At 68.9% G+C, this 15547-nt stretch carries 13 protein-coding genes and 1 riboswitch; of the genes, 6 read left to right on the top strand and 7 right to left on the bottom strand.

Annotated features, from left to right (window positions below; translation table 11 throughout):
* Window positions 1–9 precede the first annotated feature (9 nt).
* On the bottom strand, window positions 10–1515 hold the full coding sequence (locus MTF65_RS15490) for a cytochrome ubiquinol oxidase subunit I (protein WP_243629269.1): 1506 nt from the start codon (window positions 1513–1515) through the stop codon (window positions 10–12).
* 197 nt (window positions 1516–1712) lie between these two features.
* On the opposite strand from MTF65_RS15490, the gene MTF65_RS15485 reads away from it, so the two are divergent.
* Window positions 1713–2081, top strand: coding sequence for a cyclophilin-like fold protein (locus MTF65_RS15485; RefSeq protein ID WP_243629268.1), 369 nt, complete (start codon window positions 1713–1715; stop codon window positions 2079–2081).
* A gap of 81 nt (window positions 2082–2162) precedes the next feature.
* On the opposite strand, the gene hisC is transcribed toward MTF65_RS15485, so the two are convergent.
* Window positions 2163–3245, bottom strand: coding sequence for a histidinol-phosphate transaminase (gene hisC, locus MTF65_RS15480; RefSeq protein ID WP_243629267.1), 1083 nt, complete (start codon window positions 3243–3245; stop codon window positions 2163–2165).
* Between the two features lie 363 nt (window positions 3246–3608).
* Between hisC and MTF65_RS15475 the strand changes: the two genes are divergently transcribed.
* The 3 genes from MTF65_RS15475 (at window position 3609) to MTF65_RS15465 (ending at window position 7093) form a co-directional block, all read left to right on the top strand.
* Window positions 3609–4724 (top strand): LacI family DNA-binding transcriptional regulator, encoded by a 1116-nt coding sequence (locus tag MTF65_RS15475; RefSeq protein WP_243629266.1) that lies wholly within the window; start codon window positions 3609–3611, stop codon window positions 4722–4724.
* A gap of 216 nt (window positions 4725–4940) precedes the next feature.
* Complete coding sequence (locus MTF65_RS15470; protein ID WP_243629419.1) at window positions 4941–6101, top strand: metallophosphoesterase; 1161 nt, start codon at window positions 4941–4943, stop codon at window positions 6099–6101.
* 149 nt (window positions 6102–6250) lie between these two features.
* A complete protein-coding gene (locus MTF65_RS15465) occupies window positions 6251–7093 on the top strand; it encodes a hypothetical protein (RefSeq protein ID WP_243629265.1) in 843 nt (280 codons plus the stop codon).
* A gap of 18 nt (window positions 7094–7111) precedes the next feature.
* Here the strand turns inward: MTF65_RS15465 and MTF65_RS30265 are convergent, their stop codons facing one another.
* The gene (locus MTF65_RS30265) at window positions 7112–7999 is read right to left on the bottom strand and encodes a hypothetical protein (protein ID WP_279399096.1); all 888 of its coding nucleotides are present in this window, start codon (window positions 7997–7999) and stop codon (window positions 7112–7114) included.
* Window positions 8000–8229: 230 nt separating this feature from the next.
* Between MTF65_RS30265 and MTF65_RS15455 the strand changes: the two genes are divergently transcribed.
* Window positions 8230–9378, top strand: a complete 1149-nt coding sequence (locus MTF65_RS15455) for a glycosyltransferase (protein ID WP_243629264.1) — start codon at window positions 8230–8232, stop codon at window positions 9376–9378.
* Here MTF65_RS15455 and MTF65_RS15450 read toward each other — a convergent pair.
* The gene (locus tag MTF65_RS15450) at window positions 9375–10424 is read right to left on the bottom strand and encodes an aldo/keto reductase (RefSeq protein WP_243629418.1); all 1050 of its coding nucleotides are present in this window, start codon (window positions 10422–10424) and stop codon (window positions 9375–9377) included. The genes MTF65_RS15455 and MTF65_RS15450 overlap by 4 nt on opposite strands.
* Before the next feature lie 135 nt (window positions 10425–10559).
* Entirely contained in the window at window positions 10560–12347 is a 1788-nt protein-coding gene (gene thiC / locus MTF65_RS15445) for a phosphomethylpyrimidine synthase ThiC (RefSeq protein ID WP_243629263.1), read from the bottom strand.
* Window positions 12341–12487, bottom strand: a riboswitch (TPP riboswitch). Its footprint overlaps the gene before it by 7 nt.
* A gap of 75 nt (window positions 12488–12562) precedes the next feature.
* On the opposite strand from thiC, the gene MTF65_RS15440 reads away from it, so the two are divergent.
* Window positions 12563–13948 (top strand): YibE/F family protein, encoded by a 1386-nt coding sequence (locus tag MTF65_RS15440; RefSeq protein WP_243629262.1) that lies wholly within the window; start codon window positions 12563–12565, stop codon window positions 13946–13948.
* A gap of 85 nt (window positions 13949–14033) precedes the next feature.
* On the opposite strand, the gene MTF65_RS15435 is transcribed toward MTF65_RS15440, so the two are convergent.
* Together MTF65_RS15435 and MTF65_RS15430 are read right to left on the bottom strand one after the other, a co-directional pair.
* On the bottom strand, window positions 14034–14483 hold the full coding sequence (locus MTF65_RS15435) for an SsgA family sporulation/cell division regulator (protein WP_243629261.1): 450 nt from the start codon (window positions 14481–14483) through the stop codon (window positions 14034–14036).
* Window positions 14484–14580: 97 nt separating this feature from the next.
* Window positions 14581–15327, bottom strand: coding sequence for a helix-turn-helix domain-containing protein (locus MTF65_RS15430; RefSeq protein WP_308407173.1), 747 nt, complete (start codon window positions 15325–15327; stop codon window positions 14581–14583).
* Between the last annotated feature and the right edge of the window lie 220 nt (window positions 15328–15547).

The following is a 15547-nucleotide window of genomic DNA, read 5'->3' as shown; positions in this document are numbered from 1 at the left end:
TCCTCAGCCTCAGTACGAGAAGGCCATCGGCCGGTCGGCGTTGTTGTCATCGCCGCCGATCTTGGTGGGCGGGTTGAGGTCGGCCTCCGTGAGCTCCGGCGGGCCGGACTTGACGTACTTCACGAGGAGCTTGACCTCGATCACGGCGAGCACGGCGTACAGCAGGGTGAAGACGGCCATCGAGGTGATGACCTCGCCCTGGGTGACGCCGGGCGAGACCGCGTCCCGGGTGCGCAGGACCCCGTAGACGACCCACGGCTGCCGGCCCATCTCAGTGAAGATCCAGCCCCAGGAGTTGGCGATCAGCGGGAAGCCGAGGGTCCAGATCGCGGTCAGCCAGTACAGCCGCGTCAGGCGCGGGCCGAGGGCCGTGCGGAACGGGACCAGGTGCGGCCGTTCGTCCTCACCGGTCCGCAGCGCCCGGGGCAGCAGGAACCTGCGCCGGGTCAGCCACAGCCCGATGGCGCCGATGGTGAAGGACGCCATGCCGAAGCCGATCATCCAGCGGAAGCCCCAGTACGCGACGGGGACGTTGGGCCGGTAGTCGCCGGGACCGAAGGTCTCCTGCTCTGACTCGTTGACGTCGTTGATGCCCGGCACGTACGAGTCGAACGTGTTGTCGGCGAGGAAGGACAGCAGGCCGGGCACCTCTATGGCGACCTTGTTGTGGCCCTTGTCCACGTCCCCGTAGGCGAAGACGGAGAAGGGTGCGCCCTTCTCGCCGTCCCACAGCGCCTCGGCCGCGGCCATCTTCATCGGCTGCTGCTTGTACATGATCTTGGCGAGGGTGTCGCCGCTGATCGCGGTGAGCAGGCCACCGAGGACCACCGCGATCAGGCCCAGCCGCAGCGAGGTCCGCATCACCGGGATGTGCCTCTTGCGCAGCAGGTGGTAGGCGGCGATGCCGACCATGAAGGCACCGCCGGTGAGCAGGGCCGCCGTGAGGGTGTGGAACGCCTGGGCGAGGGCCGTGTTCTGGGTGAGTACGTGCCAGAAGTCGGTCAGCTCGGCGCGCCCGGTCTCCTTGTTGATCCGGTACCCGACCGGGTGCTGCATCCAGGAGTTCGCCGCGAGGATGAAGTACGCGGAGAGGATGGTGCCGATCGAGACCATCCATATGCAGGCCAGGTGGATCTTCTTCGGCAGTTTGTCCCAGCCGAAGATCCACAGCCCGATGAAGGTCGATTCGAAGAAGAACGCGATCAGCGCCTCGAAGGCCAGGGGCGCCCCGAAGATGTCGCCGACGAACCGCGAGTAGTCGGACCAGTTCATGCCGAACTGGAACTCCTGGACGATGCCGGTGACGACACCCATCGCGATGTTGATCAGGAAGAGCTTGCCCCAGAACTTCGTCGCCTTGAGGTACTTCTCCTTCTCGGTCCTCACCCACGCGGTCTGCAAGATCGCGACAAGCGCGGCGAGCGAGATCGTCAAGGGGACGAAGAGGAAGTGATAGACGGTCGTAATGCCGAACTGCCATCGCGCCAGAGTCTCCGGCGCCAAAGCCAGGTCCACGTCGTCGTCTCCTTCGGGTCGCCGTGGTCACAGCCGAAGTTGCCTGTGATGCCCCGCCCATAGCCCGCCCATACGGGTTAAAGCAGGGCACGCTTGTGAACGCGTTCACATTCACAAGGATTATGTCGCACGAGCTTCCGGACCCTTCAGGCGGGGCCCCCCTAGCCAAGAATTTCAACAGATTGTTGAATATGGGCATGCAGATACGAATCTCCTGGCCCTCCGGCCAGCTCACCGCAACTCTCGACGAGACTCCGACCAGTAAGGCCCTGGCCGAAGCACTCCCCCTCTCCGCCTCCGCCAGCACCTGGGGCGAGGAGGTGTACTTCGACACCGGCGTCTCCGTCGCGCTGGAGCACGACGCCCGGCAGGTCGTGGACCCGGGCACGGTCGCGTTCTGGACCGAGGGGGACGCGCTCGCGCTCCCCTACGGCCCGACGCCCATCTCACGCGGAGGCGAGAGCCGCCTGGCGAGCCCCTGCAACGTGCTCGGCTCGTTCGACGGCGACCCCCGCCTGCTGTCCACCGTCCGCGACGGCGACCCCGTCCGCGTGGAGCTGATGTAGCCCTTCCTCCGGGCTGCACCCACGCCCCGCAGGCCCCACGGGTGACACCGCGGGCGCGCTACGGCCGCTCACCGCTCCCTCTCACAGCTCCTTGAAGAACGCCGCCGCCGTGTGCAGGAAGAGGTCGTTCGCCTCGGTCTCACCGATCGTGACCCGCAGGCCCTCACCCGCGAAGGGCCGGACCACCACACCGGCCTTCTCGCAGAGCGCCGCGAACTCGGCGGTCCGCTCCCCCAGCCGCATCCACACGAAGTTCGCCTGCGTGTCGGGAACCACCGTCCAGCCCTGGGTGAGCAGGGTCGCGTGGACCCGCGCGCGCTCACACACCAGCGACCCGACCCGGCCCATCAGCTCGTCCTCGGCACGCAGCGAGGCGACCGCCGCGTCCTGGGCGAGCTGGCTGACGCCGAAGGGAACCGCCGTCTTGCGCAGCGCCGCGGCCACCGGCTCGTGCGCCACCGCGAAACCGACCCGCAGGCCGGCCAGCCCGTACGCCTTGGAGAACGTACGCAGCACGCAGACGTTCGGGCGGGTGCGGTAGAGCTCGATGCCGTCCGGTACGTCGGTGTCGCGGACGAATTCGCGGTACGCCTCGTCCAGCACCACCAGGACGTCCGACGGCACGCGGTCCAGGAACCGCTCCAGCTCGGCGCGGCGCACCGCGGTACCGGTGGGGTTGTTGGGGTTGCAGACGAAGATCAGCCGGGTCCGGTCGGTGATCGCTTCGGCCATCGCGTCCAGGTCGTGCACATCCCCGTCCGTCAGGGGGACCTGAACGGACGTCGCACCCGAGATCTGCGTGATGATCGGGTAAGCCTCAAAAGACCGCCAGGCGTAGATGACCTCGTCGCCCGGGCCGGCCGTCGACTGGATCAGCGACTGGGCCACACCCACCGAACCGGTTCCGGTGGCGATGTGCTCGACCGGCACCCCGAACCGCTCGGCGAGCTCGGTCACCAGACCGGTGCAGGCCATGTCGGGGTAGCGGTTGAAGCGGCCGGCCGCGGCCACCGCGGTCTCCAGCACCCCCGGCAGCGGCGGGTAAGGGTTCTCGTTCGAGGACAGCTTGTATGCCACGGCCCCGCCCGCAGCCGCGGGCTTGCCCGGCTTGTAGGTGGGGATACCGTCCAGCTCGGCGCGCAGCTTCGGGCTCTTCTCGCTCACCGCAGGTCCTCCTCGACCGTCCCGTCCGACGTCGCCGTCGACTCAATACTGCTCACCTTATGAGGATTCCGCCGTTCCGAGAATGGAGGGCGCCAGGAATGCGGGGGAGCGCACGCATATATGCGCACGCCGGTGGCCTGCGCCGTGGCGCGCATCCCTCGTACAGGTGAGTTGAGAACGGCCCGAGACCACTCCGTTTTGGCATGCCCGAACCCGCCGACAAGCGCCCCGATCATCCTGGACCTACCAAACACCTCAGTTTCCAAGGTCATTGGGGGTGGCGAACCATGCAGAAACGTGCCTGTCAACGCGTGCATATGCACACGGACCACCCACCCCCCCGAGCCCTACTATCGGCTCGCCATGACAGCAGCAGGGAAGCATCAGGTGAGCCGGACCGAGACCACCCGGCGGGCCGCCGGCCGACAGGGCCGGGCAGGCATCAGGGACGTGGCCGCCGCAGCGGGCGTCTCGATCACAACCGTCTCCGACGCGCTCAATGGCAAGGGGCGACTGCCGGACGCCACCCGCCGCCACGTTCGCGAGGTCGCCGACCGACTGGGCTACCGCCCGTCCGCCGCGGCCCGCACCCTCCGTACCGGCAAGTCGGGCCTCATCGGCCTGACCGTGACGACGTACGGGGATGAACCTTTCACCTTCACCGAATTCGCGTACTTCGCCGAGATGGCCAGGGCCGCCACCTCGGCGGCACTCGCCCGCGGGTACGCCCTCGTCATCCTCCCCGCCACCTCACGACACGACGTCTGGTCCAACGTGGCCCTCGACGGCACCGTCGTCATCGACCCCTCCGACCATGATCCCGTCGTCACCGAACTGGTCCGCCAAGGCCTGCCCGTGGTCTCCGACGGCCGCCCGGCCGGCTCCCTCCCCGTCACCGCCTGGGTCGACAACGACCACGAGGCCGCCGTTCTCAACCTGCTCGACCACCTCGCCGCCGCCGGCGCCCGCCGCATCGGGCTGCTGACCGGCAATACCACCGACACCTACACCCGGCTCTCCACCACCGCCTACCTCAACTGGTGCGAGCGCGTCGGCCAGGACCCCGTCTACGAGTCCTATCCCGCCCACGACCCGTGCGCGGGCGCCGTCGCCGCCGACCGGCTGCTCGCCCGCCCCGACCGGCCCGACGCCGTCTACGGGCTCTTCGACCCCAACGGCACCGATCTGCTCGCCGCCGCCCGGCGCTACGGCCTGCGCGTCCCCGAGGACTTGCTGCTCGTCTGCTGCAGCGAGTCCACCGTGTACGCCAACACCGAACCGCCCATCACCACCCTCTCCCTCAAACCCCGCCGCATCGGCACCGCCGTCGTCCAACTGCTGATCGACGCCATCGAGGGAGTGGACACCGGACGCCCCGTCGAACAGGTCGTCCCGACCGAGCTGATCATCCGTACCTCCTCCCAGCGCAGGCAGCCCCGTACGACCGTCAGCCCGCCCCGCTCCCCGGCGCAGGACTGACCGCCAGACCGGCCCCTCGGCAGGGCCGACCACCCCGCCGAGGATTTCCGCAATACCGATATCGGGAGAAAAGGGCAGGAACGATCGGCTCCGGCCAGGATTCACCACCCCTGGTGCGTCACAGAGCGCGAGCCGCATTCCTATGATGGGCGCACGACATCACGGACCCTCCGCCCCGGAGGTCAGGAGGGTCCGCAGGTGTACGGCAGCGCGACGGTGGTGGAGGGGTCGATGACTCAGGGGGCCGGTCAGGGACCCGCGATGCGGACGGAGACGCTGCGGGACTTCCGGGTTCCGGTCACCGAACCCGCCCCGTACGCCGTGTCGGCCGGCCTGGACGGGGCTGCTCCCGTGTACGGCGCGTACCCCGCGTACTACGACGAGGGCGCCGCCGTCCCGCCCCGGCCCGACTACGCGCCGGATCCGGAGCCCGAGGAGGAAGACCCCGAGGGCTACACGCCCACCCACCGCGACCTCCCGATCATCGGCCGCAGCGGTCCCGGTGACACCGTCCAGGTCCAGTACGTCCCCCAGGACACCGCGGCGGCCGGCCCCGGCCCGCTCTACGTCGTCGGTGACGTGCACGGCTATCTGGACGAACTCGTCACCGAGCTTCAGGCCCAGAACCTCATCGACGCCGACCACCACTGGTCGGCCGGCAATGCCCGCCTCTGGTTCCTCGGCGACTTCACCGACCGCGGACCCGACGGCATCGGCGTCATCGACCTGGTCATGCGGCTGTCCGCGGAGGCCGCCGCCTCCGGCGGCTACTGCAAGGCCCTCATGGGCAACCACGAGCTGCTCCTCATCGGCGCCAAGCGGTTCGGCGACACACCCGTGTCCTCCGGAGCGGGCACCGCCACCTTCCAGGCCGCCTGGCTCCTCAACGGCGGTCAGCGCACCGACATGGAGCGCCTGGAGGACGTACACCTGCAGTGGATGTCGCGGCTCGACGCGGCCGTACTGGAGGACGGGCACCTGCTGCTGCACTCCGACACCACGGCCTACCTCGACTACGGCGACTCCATCGAGGACGTCAACGACACCGTTCACGAGTTGCTCAACCGCAACGACGCCGACATCACCTGGGACCTGTTCCGCAAGTTCACCAAGCGGTTCGCCTTCCGCGACGAGGAAACCGGCCCGCAGGCCGTACGGGAACTCCTCGACACCTACGGCGGCGGCCGCGTCGTGCACGGCCACAGCCCCATCCCCTACCTGCTGGGCGAAGTGGGCACCGAGGACGGCGACGAGCCGCGCGGGCCGGAGTCCGTGGACGGCCCGCACGTGTACGCGCAGGGCCTCGCCATCGCGATGGACGGCGGCGTGACGATGGCCGGCAAGCTGCTCGTCGTACAACTCCCGCTGAACGACTGAGCGTCACCGGAGCGGGCTATTTCCGGAAAGCCCCTGTCACCTGGTGGCATGGTCGCTCTACCATCGCTCTATCCGTAGCAGGCTCTCCTCCGTTTGTGCCGGCGCCCGGGTTCTACGCGGGCATACCGGCTTCTACGGAGCATCGGGGGATGCACATGACCAGCGCTCCGCACCTGCTGTCCGAAGACCGACCGGAGTTCGATCGGCTCCTCGACGAGGCGCTGCGCACCGCGCAGGACCGGCCCGAGCTCGCCACCCTCGGCGAACACCTGAACGCCGAACAGCTGCGCACCATGGCCTTGAGTGCCCGTGCGCTGCTGACCGCCGCCGCCTCGGCCGAGTACGACCACTACGTGAAGGTCCGCGAGGAACTGCGCGAGGAGGTCCTCTCGACCCCCGGAACGGCGTGGGAGGGGGACTTCGGCCAGGACACCGGCGGCGGCGCGGGCGTCAGCGCCGTGATCGCGGTCCTCGCACCGGTGCTGGCCGGCACCGCCATGCTGATCTTCCTGCTGGTGGGCTACAGCCTGAAGATGATCGACCCCGAACCCGCTTTCGCGCAGACGATGCTGACGGCGGGTTGGCTCTTCGGCGGGCTCACCGTGGCCGCGTTGCTCTTCGCCGTGATCGGGCTGCTGGTGACGGCCGTCCGCAACAGCGCGACCGAGGTCGGACCGGACGAGGCGGTGTCCATACCCGACGAGCTCTCGCGCGCCCGGGAGGCGTGGCGCAACGCCCTGCTGGAGCGCGGCATCATGCCGTTCCTGCGGGACGCGCTCGCCGATCCGGGCGGGGGGCCGGGATACCCGGTTCCGCGTACGCCGAGGGCCGGGCGCATCCCCGATCTGGGATACACCCGGCCCCATTTCACCAGCCCGGGATCCGCGTCGCGGGAGTCCCGGCCCGGCTATACGCCCCCGGACTTCACGAGCCCGGACTTCGGCGGCCCGGAGCACGGTCCGGACCGAGGTCCAGAGCGCGGTCCGGAGTAGTCGCCCGGCCTCGCGTCGTTACTTCAGCGCCTTCGGCAGGTGGTGGTGGTCGACCGGGCGGATCGGCGCGCCGGCAAACCGGCGGAGGTCCGGGTCACCGGCGTCGGGCTGCGGATTCGCCGGGTTCCACAGGCCGTTGCACGTCAGCGTGTTGTTACCCGTGACGACGTCGCAGAAGGTCTCCCAGATGACGCCGCCGACGGTCACGACGTCGATCGCCAGCCGGTTGGCCTGGTGGCCGATGGAGATCGCGCAGGCGTCGGCCGGGAAGCGGCCCCTCGGATTGAGGGTGAGGTCGTACCAGGTGTAGGGCCCCACCGTCGGCAGACCGTTCGTGACCGTGAGCTCACGGATGCCGGCGTACGCGTTGCCGTCGCCCGGGAGCGCCGCCCTGAACTCACGGTCGTTGTTGTCCCGGACGGCGTCGATGTCCGCGCAGACGGCCGGACCGGTGTCGCCCGTGTCACCCTTCGGGCCCCTGTCACCCGTGTCACCCTTCGGGCCTCTGTCGCCCGTGTCACCCTGCGGACCCCTGTCGCCCGTGTCACCCTTCGGGCCCCTGTCACCCGTGTCACCCTTCGGGCCGGTGTCGCCCGTATCGCCCGTGTCGCCCGTGTCACCCTTCGGGCCACGCGGTCCCCTGTCGCCCTTGGGACCCTTCTCGCCCTGACACTTGTCGTGGTCCCCCGCCTTCGCCGCCTTCTCGTGAGGCTTCTTCTTCTGCGTCTTGCACTGGTCGCCCAGGGATGACGACTCCGCCGACACCCTGGGGGCCGGAGCCGCCACGGCAGGGCTGGCGATACCGCCCAGCACCAGCGCGATGGTGGCGAGCGTCCCGCCTGTCAGCCAGGCACTGCGCCTGGGCAGGGGGCCCAGGAGGGATCGGGGGCTGTCCACAGAACTCATACGCCGCTCCTCGTCGAAATGGATCGAACCGTGCTCCGAAGCCCGTAGATACTCCCGAGCGTCCGCAGACATCGTGCGGATCCGACACGACGGGATCGATCTGCCCCGCCCGCATGTCAGCGGAACGGACCAGCCGGAGCCGCCACCCGGGTGTGTGTCCAGCAGCGACTCGGCATGGCTCCGGCGTGCCGCGCCGGGCCCGACGGGAGGGCTCCCTAGGGTCACCCGCCGTGAAGCCGACCATTTGCCTCTGCATGATCGTGAAGAACGAAGCCGCCGTCATCGAGCGGTGCCTCTCCTCCGTACGCGACCTCATCGACACCTGGGTCATCTCCGACACCGGTTCCACTGACGGCACCCAGCAGCTGATCCGCACCGCGCTGGACGGCATCCCGGGCGAGCTCCACGAGGAGCCCTGGGTCAACTTCGGCCACAACCGGAGCCTCAACATCGCCCACGCCCACGGCAAGGCCGACTACCTGCTGCTGCTCGACGCCGATCTGGTACTCCGCCGCGACGCCCCCCTGCCCCGCCTGACCGCGGACGCGTACATGCTGCGCCACGAGGGCGAGACCGAGTACCGCATCAGGCGGCTGGTGCGGGGCAGCCTGCCCTGGCGGTACGAGGGCGTCACGCACGAATACATCACCTGCGACCGTCGCGAGACGGAGAAGCCCTTGGACGCCCTGGTGATCGAGGACCACCGGGACGGCGGCTCCAAGCACGACAAGTTCGAACGGGACGCCCGCCTGCTGAGCGCCGAGATGGAACGGGACCCGTCCAACCCCCGTACGGTCTTCTACCTCGCGCAGACCATGCGCGACATGGACAACCGCGCCGAGGCCATCCGCTTGTACGAGCGGCGCGCGGCCATGGGCGGATGGGCGGAGGAGGTGTACCACTCCCTCCTCCAGGTCGGCATGCTGCACGGCGACAGCGGCGACCCCGACGACTGGCCGGCCGCCATGGACGCCTTCACCCGCGCTTGGGAGTCCCGTCCCCAGCGGCTGGAGGCCTGCTACGAACTGGCCTCACGACTGCGACTGCTGGGCCGGTACCACTCGGCCCACACCATCACCCGGGCCGTGCTGGGCCGGCCGGCCCCGGACGACATCTTGTTCACCCGGCCCTGGGTGTACCGCTGGGGACTGCTCTTCGAGTTCTCGATCACCGCGTACTGGGTCGGCGACACGGTCGGATCACTTGAGGCGTGTGACCGCCTGCTGGCGTTGCCGGACCTGCCGGAGAAGTACCGCCGACAGACCATGGCCAACCGGGAGTTCTCCGTACGACGGCTGTCGACCGTTCCTGTTTCACGTGAAACATCGAAGCGGAAGGCCTCCAGGAACGCCTCCAGGAGGCCTTCCAGGAAGACCTAGCCGGCAGCCCGGTCGCCGAGCGGCCGCCGCCGCTGCACGAGGTCCGTCAGAGCCGGCGGCCGCCACGCCCCGTCCGGGTGGTAGAGGTTCGTGCCGGGCGGCACGATCTCGTCGATGCGATCGAGCACGTCGTCGTCGAGGACCAGGTCGGCGCTCTTGAGCAGCGACTCCAGCTGCTCCATGGTCCGCGGGCCGATGATCACCGAGGTGACGGCGGGGTGGGCCACCGGGAAGGCGACGGCCAGCTCCGGCAGCGTGCGGCCCATGGAGTCGGCGAGTTCGACGAGTTGCTCCACCGCCTCCAGCTTCGCGACGTTGCCCGGAATCGCCGGGTCGAACCGGGCGGGCGTCAGCGCCGCCCGCCCCGAGGTCAGGTCCACGGGCCCGCCGAGCCGGTACCTGCCGCTCAGGAAGCCGGAGGCGAGCGGGCTCCAGGTCAGCACGCCCATCCCGTACCGCCGGGCGACCGGCAGCACACCGGCTTCGATCCCGCGTGCCAGGATCGAGTACGGCGGCTGCTCGGTGCGGAAGCGCGGCAGCGCCCGCCGCTCGGCGACATGGTGTGCCTCGACGATCTCCTCGGCGGGGAAGGTTGAGCACCCGAAGGCGCGTATCTTCCCCTCGCGCACCAGATCACCGAGGACGGAGAGGGTCTCCTCGACGTCGGTCGAGTGGTCCGGCCGGTGCACCTGGTAGAGGTCGATCCACTCGGTGTCCAGCCGCCGCAGGCTGTCTTCGACGGCCCGAACGATCCACCGCCGCGAGTTGCCGCTGCGGTTGCGCCCCTCCCCCATCTGGAAGTGGACCTTGGTCGCGAGGACGACGTCGTCCCGGCGTCCCTTGAGCGCCTTCCCCACGATCTCCTCGGACTCACCGGCGGAGTACATGTCCGCGGTGTCGACGAAGTTGATCCCCTGATCGAGCGCGGCGTGGATGATCCGCGCGCACTCCTCATGGTCCGGGTTTCCCACCGCCCCGAACATCATCGTGCCGAGGCAGTGCGCGCTCACCTCTATGCCGGTCCCGCCGAGACTTCTGTATCGCATGGTCATGGGCCCGCACTCTAGGAGTTGGAGCGCACTCCAGCGCAAGCACCGAAGTACCCACTACCCACGTGCGGAAGCGTCGCTCTGGAGAGGCCCCTCCTCCCCCCAGAGCGACGCGACCGCGGCGGCCGGCGGTCAGTCGGCCAGCGGCAGGTACACCCGGTTCCCGCTCGCCGCGAACTCGGCGGACTTCTCCGCCATGCCGGCCTGGATCTCGTCGGCCTTCAGGTCACCACCGTGCTCACGGCGGATGTCCTGGGAGATCTTCATCGAGCAGAACTTCGGACCGCACATGGAGCAGAAGTGCGCGGTCTTCGCCGGCTCGGCCGGGAGCGTCTCGTCGTGGAACTCACGAGCCGTGTCCGGGTCGAGGGCCAGGTTGAACTGGTCCTCCCAGCGGAACTCGAACCGCGCGTCCGACAGGGCGTCGTCCCACTCCTGCGCGCCCGGGTGGCCCTTGGCCAGGTCCGCCGCGTGGGCCGCGATCTTGTACGTGATGACGCCGGTCTTCACGTCGTCACGGTTGGGCAGGCCCAGGTGCTCCTTGGGCGTGACGTAGCAGAGCATCGCGGTGCCCCACCAGGCGATCATCGCGGCGCCGATCCCCGAGGTGATGTGGTCGTATGCGGGCGCCACGTCCGTGGTCAGCGGGCCGAGCGTGTAGAACGGCGCCTCCTCGCAGATCTCCTGCTGGAGGTCGATGTTCTCCTTGATCTTGTGCATCGGGACGTGGCCCGGGCCCTCGATCATGGTCTGCACGTTGTGCCGCTTGGCGATCGTGTTCAGCTCGCCCAGCGTCTTCAGCTCAGCGAATTGGGCCGCGTCGTTGGCGTCCGCGATGGAACCGGGGCGCAGGCCGTCACCCAGCGAGTAGGTGACGTCGTAGGACGCCAGAATCTCGCAGAGCTCCTCGAAGTTCGTGTAGAGGAAGTTCTCCTTGTGGTGCGCCAGGCACCACGCGGCCATGATCGAGCCACCGCGCGAGACGATGCCGGTCTTGCGGCGGGCGGTCAGCGGCACGTACGGCAGCAGCACGCCGGCGTGGACCGTCATGTAGTCGACGCCCTGCTCGGCCTGCTCGATGACCGTGTCCTTGTAGATCTCCCAGGTCAGCTCCTCGGCACGGCCGTCGACCTTCTCCAGCGCCTGGTACAGCGGCACGGTGCCGATCGGCACGGGAGAGTTGCGCAGTACCCACTCACGCGTGGTGTGGATGTTGCGGCCGGTCGAGAGGTCCATGACCGTGTCGGCGCCCCACTTCGTCGCCCAGGTCATCTTGTCGACCTCCTCCTCGATGGAGGAGGTGACCGCGGAGTTGCCGATGTTGGCGTTGACCTTCACCAGGAAGCGCTTGCCGATGATCATCGGCTCGATCTCCGGGTGGTTCACGTTCGCGGGAAGCACCGCGCGACCTGCGGCGATCTCCTCGCGGACGACCTCGGGAGAGACGTTCTCGCGGATCGCGACGTACTCCATCTCCGGAGTGATCTCACCGCGGCGGGCGTACGCGAGCTGCGTGACGGCGGCGCCGCCACGTCCCCGGCGGGGCTGCCGGGGACGCCCCGGGAAGACCGCGTCGAGGTTCTTGAGGCCACCGCGCGGCGAGGTGTGCTTGATGCCGTCGTCCTCGGGACGCACGGGACGGCCCGCGTACTCCTCGGTGTCGCCGCGGCCGATGATCCAGTTCTCGCGCAGCGGCGCGAGACCGCGGCGCACATCGGTCTCGATCTGCGGGTCGGTGTACGGCCCGGACGTGTCGTAGAGCGTCACGTCCTTGCCGTTGGTGAGGTGGACCTGGCGGACCGGCACCCGGATGTCGGGGCGGGAGCCCGCCACGTACCCCTTGTGCCAGCCCGGCTGGCGCTCGGTCTGGCCGTCGGTGTCCTGGCTGACGGCAGGCGTGCGTGCGTCCTGAATGGTCATGAGACCTATCTCCCTACGCCGGCATTACCCGGTAACAGGTTCGGCGGTCGGCGCAGCCTCTTCCCGTTTGCGTCTTTCGACGCGCGTACGGTGATCAGCGCCCTCTCAGCCCGGTGCTCCGAGCTCCCGCGTTGTGCAAAGGTGCCCCCACGCTAGCGTCATCTATGGCGTGCTGAACAGTGGGCCCCCTCATCTCTTGCGATGATCTGCTAGTGATGTCCTCGCCGCAGCCCCCCAACGAACCCACCGAGCACACCGAGCCCTCCGGTCACTCAGGCCACGCGGACTCGGGTGCGGGACATGGCCACGGGCATTCCCACAGCCACAGCCACGGCCCGGCGGCTCCCGTCTCGAAGCACCTGCGCAAGGTCATCGCGGCCGTGCTGATCCCCTTCGCCACCGCCGTCGTCGTCGGCCTGGTGGTGCTCTGGCCCGGCGGTGTTCCCGCCCACGAGCGCTCCGGGGTGGGTTTCGACCGCCAGACCCAGCAGGGCACGGTCACGGCCCTCGTTCGTGTCGACTGCAAATCCGTGAACGCCGCGCAGGTGCCGCCCACGGGTGACACCTCCACTCCCGAGGGGCGTGAGGCGCAGGCCGCGCAGACCGGCGAGTGCAAGAAGGCCACCGTCGAGGTCGGCACCGGCCCGGACAAGGGCCGCACCTTCTTCGAGATCGTCCAGCCGGGCGCACCACGGCAGTTGGAGGAGGGCCAGGGGGTGGTGGTGGCGTACGCGCCGGACGCGCCCCGGGACCTCCAGTACTCCGTGATCGACCTGAACCGGAAGTTCCCGCTGGCGCTACTGGCCGGCATCTTCGCCATCGCGGTGATCCTGGTCGGCCGGATGCGCGGGCTTTTCGCGCTGATCGCGCTCGTCGTCAGCTTCGGGGTGCTGACCTTCTTCATCCTCCCGGCGATCCTGCAGGGCTCGAATCCGCTGGTCGTCGCGATCGTCGGGGCCAGCGCCATCATGCTGATCGCGCTCTACATGTGCCACGGGCTGACCGCGCGTACGTCGGTCGCCGTCCTCGGCACACTCGTCTCGCTGCTGCTGATCGGCCTGCTGGGCTCGGTGTTCATCGACTGGGCGTTCCTCAGTGGGAACACCGACGACAACACCGGTCTGATCCACGGTCTCTACCCGAACATCGACATGAGCGGTTTGCTGCTCGCGGGTGTGATCATCGGATCTCTGGGTGTCCTCGACGATGTGACGGTCACCCAGACTTCGGCGGTCTGGGAACTTCGCCAGGCCGACCCGTCGATGGGACCGAGCGCCCTGTACCGGGCGGCCATCCGGATCGGCCGGGACCACATCGCGTCGGTGGTCAACACACTGGTACTGGCCTACGCGGGCGCCGCACTGCCCCTGCTACTGCTGTTCTCGATCGCGAACAGCAGCATGGGTTCGGTGGCCAACAGCGAGCTCGTCGCGGAGGAGATCGTACGGACGCTCGTGGGCTCCATCGGTCTGGTGGCCTCGGTCCCGCTGACAACGGCACTGGCCGCACTGGTGGTTTCCGCCGACCGGCCCGGATCCCCGAACGCCGCGCCGGCCTCGGGACCGGTCCGCGGCGGCCGGGGCCGGCGGCGCAAGCGCTGATCAGCCGGCGCCTCAGCGGGTGCGTCAGCGGGTGCGTCAGCGGGTGCGTCAGCGGGTGCCTCAGCCGGCGGCCCCGGCCAGTGCCTCAGCCCGCGTTCTGCTCGTTCTGCCGCGACTCGGCGAGGATCTTGCCGAGCGCCGCGTCCAGCAGCCCCTCGAAGTCTCCGAGGTTGCGCTCCTGACCGAGCGGAACCAACCGGTCGGTGCGGTCGAGGAACGCGACGAGCGGCGCCGCGCTCACACGGAACAACGCCCGGTCGCCGCCCACCTGGAGGCGGATGTGGACATCGGACAGCTCCTCGGGGGTGGTGGGTGCGATGTGCACATCGCCGTCACCACACGGTTTGTTGATGCCGTCGAGGAGAAGCTCCCGGCCGAACGCCCAGGTCACGGGCGCATCTCCGGGAAGGTGGAAGGTAAGACGGACTGCGTAGGGGTCACGAGCGTCGTATCCGAGCTCCACCGGAATCCGGAACGCGAGCTCCTCGGAAACGAGGAAGCTCATCATGACCTCTGCCTGTACCGACTCGCGCATTGCCTACCCCGCTGTAGTGGAAGTGGCCAGGAATGGTCCCCCCAGGCTCTCTTGACAAGAGTGGTGGAACCGCCAGCAGATCACAAGGAGTGAGTTTTCAGATACTGATAGAGAAGGAGAGGGTGTTCAACAGCGCGCCTACTTCACTCCGTAGTCGGTCAACTACACAAAGCAACCGACCTTCCAGGTGCAAGGGTAGAGAAATGGCCATCGTCGCGATGGTGTCCCCGGCGGTGATCGGGATGGCCGCGCACACCGTGCCCAAGGCGTACTCCTGCCGCTCGATCACGGGCTGCATCCGCCTCTTGGCGGCGATGCGTTGCTCCAGGGATCGCAGGTCCGGCACGGTATGGGGCGTGATGGCCTCGACCGGATGACGGTCGTAGTGGTCCTTGCGCGCCTTCTCGTCGAGCTGGCCCAGCAGGCACTGGCCGATGGCGTGCGCGTGGCCGGTCGCGCGGAAATCGGCCCACTCCTCGCAGGCCGGATCGGCCGGAGTGTCCGCGACACCCACGACCTCGATCTCACCCTCGCGGTACACCGCGAAGTAGACGGGGGCCCCGACGGCGTCGCGGAAGTGCGTGAGCGAATCGACGATCATGCTGCGACGTTTCTGCTGGAGTCCCCCGTCGGCCAGTCGCGCCGCCGCGGGGCCCAGCACGAAGACCCCGCCCTGCCGACGCAAGTAGCCCTCGTGCGTCAGGGTGCGCAGCAGGTGGTACGCGGTGGGGAGCGGGAGCCCGGCCTCGCGCGCCAGCTGTTTCGCCGGGGCTCCCCCGCTGTGGGAGCCCGCCGCTTCGAGCAGCCTCAGTGCCCTCTGCACCGAACCGATCAGTGTCGGCACACCGGCATTGTGAACCGAAGACAAGAGCTCACCCCCAGGCGTGGCGGCGGGCCTTGGGGCCCGCCCCGCGGGGGCCGCCCCCGCGTGCGCCGTGGCTCCTGGGGTCGTTCTCGGCAGCTTCTTCGTACAACCGCAGGTCAGGGCGGTGTTACCGACTTCTCCGGTGCCCAGGGAACGGCACAGAATACGACTCTATCCACCGGTTCCCGGCCTGTGAGAG

It is taken from the genome of Streptomyces sp. APSN-46.1 (assembly GCF_022815725.1).
Classification (GTDB): Bacteria; Actinomycetota; Actinomycetes; order Streptomycetales; family Streptomycetaceae; genus Streptomyces.
This window is presented reverse-complemented; position numbering and strand designations above follow the sequence as displayed.

Coding starts and splice junctions, on each gene's coding strand:
- MTF65_RS15485 (WP_243629268.1), top strand. CDS start 1,713: ATGCAGATACGAATCTCCTGGCCCTCCGGCCAGCTCACCGCAACTCTC.
- MTF65_RS15475 (WP_243629266.1), top strand. CDS start 3,609: ATGACAGCAGCAGGGAAGCATCAGGTGAGCCGGACCGAGACCACCCGG.
- MTF65_RS15465 (WP_243629265.1), top strand. CDS start 6,251: ATGCACATGACCAGCGCTCCGCACCTGCTGTCCGAAGACCGACCGGAG.
- MTF65_RS30265 (WP_279399096.1), bottom strand. CDS start 7,999: ATGAGTTCTGTGGACAGCCCCCGATCCCTCCTGGGCCCCCTGCCCAGG.
- MTF65_RS15450 (WP_243629418.1), bottom strand. CDS start 10,424: ATGCGATACAGAAGTCTCGGCGGGACCGGCATAGAGGTGAGCGCGCAC.
- thiC (WP_243629263.1), bottom strand. CDS start 12,347: ATGACCATTCAGGACGCACGCACGCCTGCCGTCAGCCAGGACACCGAC.
- MTF65_RS15440 (WP_243629262.1), top strand. CDS start 12,563: ATGTCCTCGCCGCAGCCCCCCAACGAACCCACCGAGCACACCGAGCCC.
- MTF65_RS15435 (WP_243629261.1), bottom strand. CDS start 14,483: ATGCGCGAGTCGGTACAGGCAGAGGTCATGATGAGCTTCCTCGTTTCC.